This is a genomic window from Sulfuricurvum sp. (assembly GCF_019163035.1).
Classification (GTDB): domain Bacteria; phylum Campylobacterota; class Campylobacteria; order Campylobacterales; family Sulfurimonadaceae; genus Sulfuricurvum.
Genome location: NZ_JAFLKV010000147.1, coordinates 3,399 through 14,140, shown reverse-complemented (window position 1 = coordinate 14,140; position 10,742 = coordinate 3,399). Strand labels below are relative to the sequence as shown.

The window sequence follows — 10,742 nt, the reverse complement described above, 5'->3', positions numbered from 1 at the left end:
TGGTTATTTTTTAATCAATACCTGATTAACAACTCTAAGCTATAATAATAAAAAGAATATCAAAAGAGAATCCGATGAATTTAACCCATCTTGACGAGCGCGACCGCCCGAAAATGGTCGATGTCTCCGATAAAAATACTACCTCGCGTGTTGCGGTTGCCAGCGGTCTCATTACAATGAGCCGTGATGCGTACGATGCCGTCGTAACCCATAGCGCCAAAAAAGGCCCAGTCCTCCAAACCGCCGTTATCGCCGCAATTATGGGGACGAAAAAAACCTCCGACATCATACCGATGTGCCATCCTCTCAACCTCAGCGGAGTCCACTGCGATATCGAAGAATTTCCCGATCTTCCGGGATTTAAACTCATTGTTACGGCAAAACTCAGCGGTCAAACGGGGGTAGAGATGGAAGCCCTTACCGGAACCAGTATCGGACTTCTCACCATCTATGATATGCTCAAAGCGATCGATAAATCGATGGTGATCGGACCCATCCAGCTCGAAACCAAATCAGGAGGCAAAAGTGGTAGTTATCAACGATGAAACCGAAAAACTAAAATTAGAGTATCCATGCAACTGGTGCTATAAAGTCGTCGCGTACGAGAGGGCAGGTATCGAGATCGCCGCTATCGAGATTTTTAGTGAACGCACCTACTCCCTAAACCCGTCCAACACAAGCCGTGGAGGGAAATACATCAGTATGAACCTAGAGTTATTGGTTCATAACGAAGACGAACGAACCTATTTTTATGAAACACTCAAAGCCCATCCCCATATCAAAATGGTATTATAAAAGGAACCGATTATGACAACAGAAACATTTACCCGCAATATCGAAGCTCATTTTGATCGACTCAATGCCACCACTCTCCCCTTGCAAGAGCTTCGTGAACACACTATTGAGCTTTTAAAAGAGACGACACACAGTTTCCATAACGAGCTCGAAGATCTTATGGCTCAAAAAGAGCAGATTGAGCGTCAAATCACCCGCAAAAGTGAAGAACTTCAACAACTCAAATACCGTTTTTTCGACATCTTGGAAAAAAAGTTTGTTGATAATGAAGCGATGTTGGAAAAACTTCACCAAATCAAAATCCAATCGATAGATCTGCTTGATATTCTCGAAGAAATGATAGAAAGTGCCATTATTACCACGCTAGAACGTGGCTCAGATATCGAAGAGACTCTAAACGAGATCATCAAAGAGATTACCTATGAGACACTAAATGCCAACGTCCTCAATGCCGTTCGTATCCGCCGAATTTTAGCCAGTATTCTCCAAAGCTCCCTCAACGTAGCCGAGGCAACCCCCAACCAAGCCGATACCATTTTGCGCGGCACTTTGATGGGTATCCGCTCTGCTCTTTATAAATCAATTGAGAAGTTCCATCAATACCTCCTCTATGTACCCGAAGAGGTTAAAGCCCTCTACCGTGAAGAGTATAAAACGATTGAAAATGAGCTCGATCATATTGATACCCTCTTTACCCAAGTGATTCATTCACTCAAACATCATAATGCCGCTGCTATCATCGCTAAACTAGAGAGCGTGAGCGATGATATCCGTTTCGATACCGAAGAGATTAAACACCTCTCCAAAGAGACCGTAGAGCTCTTGCGCACACGTCTCTCCAAGCTCACACGCGGGGTTAGCGAAAAAGGGAATAAACTTCTTAAATCCAAATCGGCTCAAGAAGCAAAAGCGATGGGGGTACGAGCATGGAGTGTCGCCAAATCGACGATGCAAGGGGCGATCAAAGGTGCCAAAGATGCAATGGAAAAAAAATAATTGAGCCTACTGCTGAAGTAAACTCAGCGTTAGCGTAGCCAGCCGGACTTTGTTCGGGTGGCGTATACAACTAAAATAATTACAAGTCCTTCGCCATCGTAAACATAGTGCTAAACTGCTTCGTATAGCTCTCACATCGATCACAGATCGGTTCCCCACCCTTATACGGGAAAGGGCATCGGCACTCATGACACGTCACCATTTCATAATGAACTAGCTGTTCTGCGCGATCATAGGCTATGCTAACGAGATCATACCCCTCTTTGGCACTAATCGCATTCGGTTTGCAGATATCTTCACAAATACCGCATCCGATACATTTGCCTTGAGAGAAGTAAATACCTTGTTTATCTGAGGTAGCAAACAGAGCATCGGTCGGGCAAAACTGAGTACAATCTCCGCAGTTGGTACACCCTTGAAAATCGATTTGTTTGTTAAAAAACAACGGACTGTTTTCCTCAAATGCACTCGTCTCTAAACCACCGACAATCTCTTTAAGAGAATTTTTGAGCAATATCCGTTTTAACGGCATTTTCATATCGGGTAGTTTATGGTGTGCGCTCGTCATAGAAACATGGGCTATCGATTCATCAGCTAACGACTCTTTGACCTTTTCAAATCCTTTACGGAAAAGGGCACGACGAGGGTTTTGCTCTTCTTTGATATCGATAACTTCGATTCTATGCGTGACATTCAATCTCTCTAAAAACTGATTGGTTGTTTCGATTTTAGATCGGATAATTCCCTCTAATTGGGCATTTTCATTAAGCACACACCCTGCACAATGGCTAAGATCACACGTTACGCTCTTTTCTCCCCGAAGTGCCATCACGGCATAATGTTCGGTATCAAATACACCCAAACACGGCGTGGTTACTTTACAGGAGAGAATCGGGACTTCTGCGTGATGGGTGAACGACGCGGCAAAACCGTTAGGATCGAAACTCTCAATCTCTAGCGCTTCGGTAGGGCAACTCCCGATACACCCCGCACACTCTATACATTCGTTCTCAAACAATGTCAGCTTATTTCGGACGATATGAAAAGCTCCCTTGGGGCACATATCGATACAGATTCGGCAATCGTTATGAAAATATTCATTCCGCAGACAGCGTGTCGCCGTAAAACTAAAGAGATTGGATTTTTGAACAAAATTCATATTACCCATTAGCATCTCCTGATGAGAGATACGCATAATCACTGCTCAAAAATTCCACGATAAAATCACACATATCTCGATAAAACGGTGTTTCCGCCATACTTTTCATCCCCATCATATAGGGAACGACCCAAGGAAAAAGGTGCTGATCTAAAAATTCCAACTGTGGCTTCATCTCTTTTCGGTAAATAAGCGTTTGCATAAAGGCAAACTCGATCCCCAAATGATCCGGTGCCATAATATCGGTTTGATCCATATTGACCTCAAACCCGTGATTAAAATAAAACGTCATAACCGGATTTTGCAACCCCACAAGCGTTTCATTTTTAGCATCGAGTACAAACGATTCCACCGGTTGGGTATTGAGAATATACATCGAAGAATAATCTACATTAAGAGCTTCATAAAGGGCTTCTTCATCACGCTCACTCACCCACGCACGGGTCTCTTCACCGATAATCTCCAAAAGTGATTCATTATTTTTAAGATCATGGATAAAGCGACGGTCAGGGATATTACTCATCACACGGGACAAAAAAGCATAGATATAAAGTCGGTATTCATTATTCATCAATTATTTCCTAAAAAAGTAAGGGATTGTATATTTTGTCATCCTGAACTGGATTCAGGATCTAAGATTGCGGATCAAGTCCGCAATAACGAAGTAGTATGACGGATTGATTATTATAAACAACCCTTAAAAAATGATTTTTTTGGTGGAGGCGGTGCTTTAAACTCGGTAGCCGCAATCGTATTGGTTTTCTCATCGAGAACACCAACGATAATAACACCGTTTTTATTCATCCCCTCACCCAACTCAGAAACTTTGAGTTTTGAGATATCGATTTCATAAACTTTTCCGGTACCGTGTTGGAAAAGAGCCAATTTCGGGTGAGTTGTCTCTCCCGCTTGAATGTTTTTGAAACAGCCATCCGATCCACACGCATAGTTTTCCAAATAACAATCGGCAAATGCACCTTGAGCGGCACATGCAGGAGTTGTCAACAACCCCTCGTATTCTTGACCTTCGTTTGCAAACGCACTAAAAACGAGTGCGGCACAAATCAATGCTGCTTTTTTCATTATTCTGCCTCCGCTTTGAGAGTTTTGAGATACGCTACAATGTCTTCAATGCTCTTTTTATCTAAAAAGCTAAAGTCGGTCATTGCTGAAACACGTTTCCCTTTTTCAATATTGTACCACGGTGTATTAGCGTGCGCATTACGATTGTAACCCGGCACGATAACCGCAGACGGTTTTAAGATTGACTCACGAAGATACGCCGCTGTTGAATAGCCTCCGACATTTGTCAATGACGGTCCCATCAAGTTCGGAGCATCCGTAGTTTCGATTTGGTGACAGCCGACACATCCGTTGGCGCCTACCGCTTCCTTACCTTTTGCCGCATCACCTTTAGACTCTTCGGTGGTTTCCGCTACAATTTTCGCATCCGGTTTCATCCCATCAAGATTCACAGAAACCCATGAAGAGAGATTTTTCAAACCGTTACGTCCGAGTTTAGAACCATCCCATACCGCAATCGCGACAGGAACCGTACCTGTACTTTTCATGTAAGCATCGCTTAACGGACGAACAAGAGTAGCTGTCCAAGTGTTGTTTGCATGGGTCATAGACGCATTCGATTGAACGGAACCGTCTTTGATTTCAGTCAAAGAACGAAATCCCTCACCGACAAAAACACGCTCGTAATCGGTTTTAGCCAATGAAGCAACTTTCGCATCATACTCCGCTAACTCTTGTCCGAATACACCCGTTTGTTGACGATTTAGCTGAGTTGAAACGTCTTTATTTCCGTTTGGCTCATATACGCTTGAGGATGCTTTTTGCAAATGAACGACTACCGGACGTCCATCAGAACCCATCCCGATATACGGAAGAGCTCCCGCTTTTTTAGCCACTCCGGCAAACTGGAGAGCAAAACCGTCACTGTACGTGTCCGAAGAATTCAAAGCTTGTACATTTTTAGTACCATCAGCCCATTTAACCATTAGCGCGATATTTTTACCGTCATATAATGCGGCAACGTCTGCTTTTTTAGCTTTATTACCTTCGTTCGCAGCATTCGCATTTTTGTCATTCATATGAATGGCAGCTTGCGGATACAACGTTACGCTGGAGTATTTTGCTTTTGCCCACGCAGAAGCATCATTCACATCACTCACTTTTACGGCTGTAATGGAGCTAGAAGCAAGTGCAGCCGAAGCCGCTACACCCAATGAAAGAATGGTGGTTAATAGCTTTTTCATTAGTGATGCCCTCCTGCTTTTGTAAACTTACCGGCGATGTAACGAGTATCCACTGGAGCCAATGGATTGCGCTTATTCTCTTTTGCAACTTGTTGATAGTAGTTATTATCCAGACGGAACATATCAGAGTGTTGGTATGCAATCAATAGATCCATCAATTCACTTACACCCGTCTCTTTACGTTTTTTCATCTCCGCTTTGAGTGTTTTGATCGCGTCATGCACCGCAGGACCAAACAATTTTTCCAACTCTTCGATTGGAAGACGCGTTGAACCTTCGATAATTTTACCCTCAGCATCAAATTTTGCCGGAGATTCGGTCGGTGGGATATAGTATACATTCGGTTGTGTACCATAATCAGAACGTAACCCGATAGCTACTTTGTATTTGTGCACCAATTTGTGTACTTGTGACTCTTCATCATCCAAGAACCCGACGAAACGGATACGACCGACACATTGTTGTGCACACGCCGGCGGAAGACCCTGCTCGATACGTGGGAAACAAAGGATACATTTCTCTGATTTAGAGATTTTCGGATTGAAATAGATTTTTTTGTAAGGACATCCCGCGATACAATAGCGGTACCCTTGACAACGATCCAAGTCAACCAATACAACACCGTCTTCTTCACGTTTGAAGATTGCATCACGAGGACATGCACTCAAACATCCCGGATTTGTACAGTGGTTACAAATACGTGGAAGGTAGAAGAAATAGTTGTCTTGTGGGAATGCACCCGCACCTTGGTCTTCATCCCAGTTTGGTCCCCATGTCGGAGAAACGTGAGGATGAAAATGATTGCTGTCGCTTTGTCCGCCCATCAATGATTCAAAGTTGTAATCCCAAGGAACCCCGTAATCAGCTTCGAGATTCGGGATAACACCCGGCTGAAGGTCGCCCGCCGCGTCAAATCCGCCACCGAGTTCCATCCAGTTTTTTGGATAACCCGTCCCCGGATAGGTTTCGACGTTATTCCAATACATATATTCACGACCGTTACGGTTCGTCCATTGCGTTTTACATGCTACGGTACATGTTTGGCACCCGATACATTTGTTCAGGTCCATTACCATTGCTAATTGTCGTTTAGACATTACTACCCCTTAATACTGTACGTCAGTTGCTTTTTCGTAATTCACGGCGCCATCATAAGCGTACTGATTACCGTCCCAAAGGCCACCGAATTTCAAGTGCCCCCATCCGTCTGCCATTTCAAGAAGGTTCAATGCCGTTGGTACAACCTCATTGTGCCCTTTGTTTTTCAAATACATGTACGGTTCCCATCCATGCTCTAATACCAATCCATCTGCCGGAGCGGAAGATGAGAGTTTTGCCATCGCATAAAATTCACCGAGGGCATTAAAGACACGAATTGTTTCACCGTCTTTGATCCCTTTGGCTTCCGCGACAACACGGTTAATTTGGATTGCAGGAACACCGCGTTGGAGACGGAGCAATGTACGTGACGTTTTATAGTTCGAGTGGATTGACCAACGAGCATGAGGCGTCATAAATACATAAGGGTAGTCTTTACTTTGAGGACGAATCCCCTCCATACCGGTATTCGTTGCCGCACCCATTTTGATATACATATCATGGTCAACATAGAATGTTTGACGACCGGATAGTGTTTCAAGACGCTCAAATTTGTACAAATGGTACTCCATTGAGCTATACGGACGGTCTGAATAAAGAGGTGAAGATTTAGCCGCTTTTTCATTGATCAGCAAGAATCCGCCCACTTTATACATTTTTTCCATCGTCCACGGCTCATACTGCTCACATTTCTCTAATGCCGCTTGTACCGCCATTTTATCGGTGCCCAAATAGTTTTCGCCCGCACCTTCAGACTCTGCATCGGTGTTAGTATACTCTTTGTGGAAGATCGTCAAGTCATGGAAACCAGGTTTCGCATATTTAGGATGATCTTTGACTTTTGCTTTATCGATGTTTTCCGGACGGTTTGCCAACTCTTCCATTTTCTTAGCCAAGAAGGTAAACATTGACCACTCATCCATCGCTTCACCAACATTTTTAATGTTTGCTACCGGTTGAGCAAGGTTTGTAAAGCGGTGGTAACCCGGAGAGGTTCGGAGGTCATAAACTTCGTAGTGCGATTTAGCCGGAAGCAATACGTCTGCATATTGCGCCGCTTCGCTCATACGATAATCGACATAACCGTAGAATTTCGTTTTGTTCAAGAACGCTTTACGATACTCATTCCCTTTGTTACGGCGGAATTTAGAATCCGCTACGATGAGAGCACAATCAGGCTGCCACCAAGGTTTGTTGACGTTCCCACGATGTGAGTCCAAGTTTTCAGTATTATTTTTACCGTGACCGAGCATCTCTTCCAAAACAGCCATATACTCTTTTTTGGACATGCCGTTTTGAGCGCGTTTAACATCTTCGTCACCGAAGTACTGATCAAATGTTTTCATGCCGTCGCCGAAAACGAACTCACCGACGAAACCGGATCCGAAACGAGCATTGTATTTACCGCTAAATCCTGCCAAAACGCCAAGACCTGAAAGCTGGAATTCATTTTCCGTATTCAATCCACCGTATGGTCCCATACGTCCGGTCAACCCACAGATAGAAGAGATATTCCAAATCGACATAACACCGTTGAAGTATTTGTTCAACGAGAATCCGGTTGTGATCTCAACGACTTTCGGCAATGCAATATCACGAGCCAATTGACGTGTAGTATCAGGATGAACGCCCGTTACTTCTTGGATAGACTCAGGGCTAAATTTTGCCGCTGATTTTTTGAGCATTTCAAATACCGTTGTCACTTCGCGTTTGTCGCCGTGCATATCGGTAATTGTCCATGTCCCCTCAAGTTCCGGTTCAATCCCCTGCTCATCGAGACGCAAAGATTTGATCGCAGAGCCCTCAGCACCTGGCATCAAAGCAACTTTACCGGTTGCTTTGTTCATACAATAGAACTCTTCCATGTATTTATGGTGATCATCTTCGTTCGCTGCATGTTCCATATCCGAGCGGCGAATCATTTTTTGCGTTTTCACATCGACCAAGAACGGAAGATCGGTAAACGTTTTCATAAACTCTGGTTTATAGAGTTTTTCGTTCAAGATGACGTTGATAACACCCATCGCGAGGATGTTGTCTGAACCCGCTTTAATCGGGATCCAAAGGTCGGCTGATTTAGCCGTCGCATTGAACTCAGGGGTGATAACGATAATTTTTGCACCGTTATATTTCCCTTCCCACACGAAGTGAGCATCAGGGATACGGGAAACCGATGGATTTCCGCCCCACATAACCGCTGTATCGACGTTATACATGAAATCCCATGTACAACCGACGTTACCTTCACCGTATGCAATCGCCGCACCCGAGAACATATCACCGAGATACGATGACGGATAGATGCGGATAGCACCGAGTTGTGTCGAGAAACGGAGCGGTGCACCACGGCGACCTTCGGTCAAAAGACCGGTTCCCGCGTGAACCATCAACTTATCCGGCCCACGTTCAGGATCGGTCATACAGTTAAAGATCTCTTGGCATACGCGCTCAGCGGCTTCATCCCAGCTAACACGTTTCCATTTACCCTCACCACGCTCACCGACGCGAACCATCGGATAGAGGATACGGTCTTTTTGGTACATCACTTGGGAGTGCTGAACCCCTTTGTTACATCCGCGCGGGTTGAAGTCAGGGATTTTGGCATTGATAACCGGATAACGCGCCGATTGGTTTTCACGGGTTACAACACCGTTATTTGACCAAACTTCCCATGCGCAGTTACCTTGACAGTTTACACAGTGGTATGCAAACCCGTGCTCCTCTTTTTTACCGTATACGAATGAAAATTCGTTACGATACATATCTTCAGTATAGTTGGTATTCGGATAGTTCTCTTTACCGTTTTCCACTGAGACTACATTCGTTTTTGCGAAGAGCGACCCTTGTGAAGCCACTAACGCTGCCGTCATCCCTGAAACTTTCAGGAAGTCACGACGTTGATTGTTCATTACTTTTGTCATCTTTTACCCTTATCGTTTAATCGGAAGGTTCATATCGTTACCCCAAACATCCCAGCTTCCTGTGAAGACTTTGACGTTTTTGTAACCTAACAACTGAAGCGCGGTAATATGTTCCGAACTACGTCCCGCACCTACGTGGCAGTATGCGTAAATCGTTTTATCACGAGTAATTCCATAGTTGTCATATACTTTTTGGATCTCTTCGGCAGATTTAAACGAGAGTTTTTTATCTGCATCGGAGATTTGGCTCCACTCGATAAACGTTGCACCGGGTACGTGACCGCCACGTGCAACATTATCCATTTTACGTTCACCGATGATCTCACCGATACCGCGTGAATCGATGATCACGTATTTGGATTTTTTTCCGTTTTTCAGAATATCATCCATCGCATGTTTCACTTCTTCTTTGCCCGCGATAACATCCCATTTAATCTTTTTCGGATCAATTTTATAGGTTTTTGGTTTTACAACTTCATCCCCTTTGACGACGAGAAGACGTTTTTCAACTTCACCCATTTTATCTTTTAGAGTTTTACTATCTGTTTGTGCTTTTGCGATAGTTGCATCTAGTGCTGCTTTATCGGCACCCTCTTTTTTCAATGCTTCTTTTGCATCTTTAAGAGCTTTTGTCGCTGCTTTAAGATCTTTATTGAGCGTATCGTACTCTTTTTGAGCCGGATCTGCTGCCATCATCGCCGCACGTCCACCGTTCAATACTTTAATATTTTTATGGCCATAGCTGTCAAAAAATGAATACACACCAGTCGCATTCGGTCCCTTAAAGTCATCATACGCAATGATAGTCATATCATTACTAATACCCTTTTTACCGATCGTTTGTTCGGCATCATCAATACAGCGATAGAGTGGGGCACAGTGCATTTCACCATCGATTTCTGAATGGTGAAGGTGGTGAGCATACATCTCAACTGAACCCTTAATATGACCGAGTTTATAAATATCTTCGTTATCACCCGATACGAACATCACTTTTGGATTACCGATCAGTTTAACCGCTTCTTCGGCAGAAATAAGAATAGTATTGTTCTTATACCCATCAGCTGCCACTAATACGGTTGCCGCTGAGAGTGATGCTGCAACACATAGTGTTTTTAGCAATCTATTCATCCGTGCTCCTTTATTTTAAATATGCACACGTAGGTGCGTTAATTTACGGAATTACCATTTCCATTATAGGCTTGACACTCTTAATAAACGGTAAATTACTTTTTATGATACACATTAAGATTACAATATGTTACATATTTATCACAAATTTGAAACAAACTATGAATAGACGTTTTTTTACGTTTTCTTATATATCAAACACTTTTTTTACCCTTATGATGAATAATTAATAGTTACAATTTAATCACTTTTTGATAGTATGACGATTATTTTTATCACAACTATTAAGGAGAAGATAATGGCTGATACGACTCTTCAAAATGCTATAAAACAATCCGATACCGCAACATTGATCGAACTTCTTGAGGACAAATC

The 10,742-nt window shown here is 43.4% G+C and carries 10 protein-coding genes; 3 read left to right on the top strand and 7 right to left on the bottom strand.

Annotation, left to right across the window (positions count from 1 at the left end; all coding sequences use genetic code 11):
* The first annotated feature begins 74 nt into the window (after window positions 1-74).
* Genes moaC through JZU62_RS10550 form a run of 3 tightly spaced genes read left to right on the top strand, consistent with a single transcriptional unit; the run spans window position 75 to window position 1,791 of the window.
* Entirely contained in the window at window positions 75-545 is a 471-nt protein-coding gene (moaC, locus tag JZU62_RS10560; RefSeq protein WP_295014595.1) for a cyclic pyranopterin monophosphate synthase MoaC, read from the top strand.
* Window positions 526-795, top strand: a complete 270-nt coding sequence (locus JZU62_RS10555) for a DUF493 domain-containing protein (protein ID WP_295014593.1) — start codon at window positions 526-528, stop codon at window positions 793-795. The genes moaC and JZU62_RS10555 overlap by 20 nt, the downstream gene beginning before the upstream one ends.
* A gap of 12 nt (window positions 796-807) precedes the next feature.
* Entirely contained in the window at window positions 808-1,791 is a 984-nt protein-coding gene (locus tag JZU62_RS10550) for a DUF6781 family protein (RefSeq protein ID WP_295014591.1), read from the top strand.
* A gap of 79 nt (window positions 1,792-1,870) precedes the next feature.
* Here JZU62_RS10550 and JZU62_RS10545 read toward each other — a convergent pair whose 3' ends face one another.
* The 7 genes from JZU62_RS10545 to JZU62_RS10515 form a co-directional block, all read right to left on the bottom strand.
* Entirely contained in the window at window positions 1,871-2,959 is a 1,089-nt protein-coding gene (locus JZU62_RS10545) for a 4Fe-4S binding protein (protein WP_295014589.1), read from the bottom strand.
* Window positions 2,952-3,521, bottom strand: a complete 570-nt coding sequence (locus JZU62_RS10540) for a molecular chaperone TorD family protein (RefSeq protein WP_295014588.1) — start codon at window positions 3,519-3,521, stop codon at window positions 2,952-2,954. Before JZU62_RS10540 ends, JZU62_RS10545 begins: the two co-directional genes overlap by 8 nt.
* Window positions 3,522-3,634: 113 nt before the next feature.
* Window positions 3,635-4,033, bottom strand: coding sequence for a hypothetical protein (locus tag JZU62_RS10535; protein WP_295014587.1), 399 nt, complete (start codon window positions 4,031-4,033; stop codon window positions 3,635-3,637).
* Window positions 4,033-5,217 (bottom strand): ethylbenzene dehydrogenase-related protein, encoded by a 1,185-nt coding sequence (locus JZU62_RS10530; protein WP_295014585.1) that lies wholly within the window; start codon window positions 5,215-5,217, stop codon window positions 4,033-4,035. Before JZU62_RS10530 ends, JZU62_RS10535 begins: the two co-directional genes overlap by 1 nt.
* A complete protein-coding gene (locus JZU62_RS10525; RefSeq protein ID WP_295014583.1) occupies window positions 5,217-6,314 on the bottom strand; it encodes a 4Fe-4S dicluster domain-containing protein in 1,098 nt (365 codons plus the stop codon). The genes JZU62_RS10530 and JZU62_RS10525 overlap by 1 nt, the downstream gene beginning before the upstream one ends.
* A gap of 9 nt (window positions 6,315-6,323) precedes the next feature.
* A complete protein-coding gene (locus JZU62_RS10520; protein ID WP_295014581.1) occupies window positions 6,324-9,236 on the bottom strand; it encodes a molybdopterin-dependent oxidoreductase in 2,913 nt (970 codons plus the stop codon).
* Window positions 9,237-9,245: 9 nt separating this feature from the next.
* Window positions 9,246-10,367: a rhodanese-like domain-containing protein gene (locus JZU62_RS10515; protein ID WP_295014579.1), complete on the bottom strand. Its 1,122-nt coding sequence runs from the start codon at window positions 10,365-10,367 to the stop codon at window positions 9,246-9,248.
* Window positions 10,368-10,742: the final 375 nt, after the last annotated feature.

Excerpts from the sequence above, each read along its gene's own strand:
- moaC (WP_295014595.1), top strand. The coding sequence starts at position 75 with ATGAATTTAACCCATCTTGACGAGCGCGACCGCCCGAAAATGGTCGAT.
- JZU62_RS10550 (WP_295014591.1), top strand. The coding sequence starts at position 808 with ATGACAACAGAAACATTTACCCGCAATATCGAAGCTCATTTTGATCGA.
- JZU62_RS10545 (WP_295014589.1), bottom strand. The coding sequence starts at position 2,959 with ATGGGTAATATGAATTTTGTTCAAAAATCCAATCTCTTTAGTTTTACG.
- JZU62_RS10540 (WP_295014588.1), bottom strand. The coding sequence starts at position 3,521 with ATGAATAATGAATACCGACTTTATATCTATGCTTTTTTGTCCCGTGTG.
- JZU62_RS10535 (WP_295014587.1), bottom strand. The coding sequence starts at position 4,033 with ATGAAAAAAGCAGCATTGATTTGTGCCGCACTCGTTTTTAGTGCGTTT.
- JZU62_RS10530 (WP_295014585.1), bottom strand. The coding sequence starts at position 5,217 with ATGAAAAAGCTATTAACCACCATTCTTTCATTGGGTGTAGCGGCTTCG.
- JZU62_RS10525 (WP_295014583.1), bottom strand. The coding sequence starts at position 6,314 with ATGTCTAAACGACAATTAGCAATGGTAATGGACCTGAACAAATGTATC.
- JZU62_RS10520 (WP_295014581.1), bottom strand. The coding sequence starts at position 9,236 with ATGACAAAAGTAATGAACAATCAACGTCGTGACTTCCTGAAAGTTTCA.
- JZU62_RS10515 (WP_295014579.1), bottom strand. The coding sequence starts at position 10,367 with ATGAATAGATTGCTAAAAACACTATGTGTTGCAGCATCACTCTCAGCG.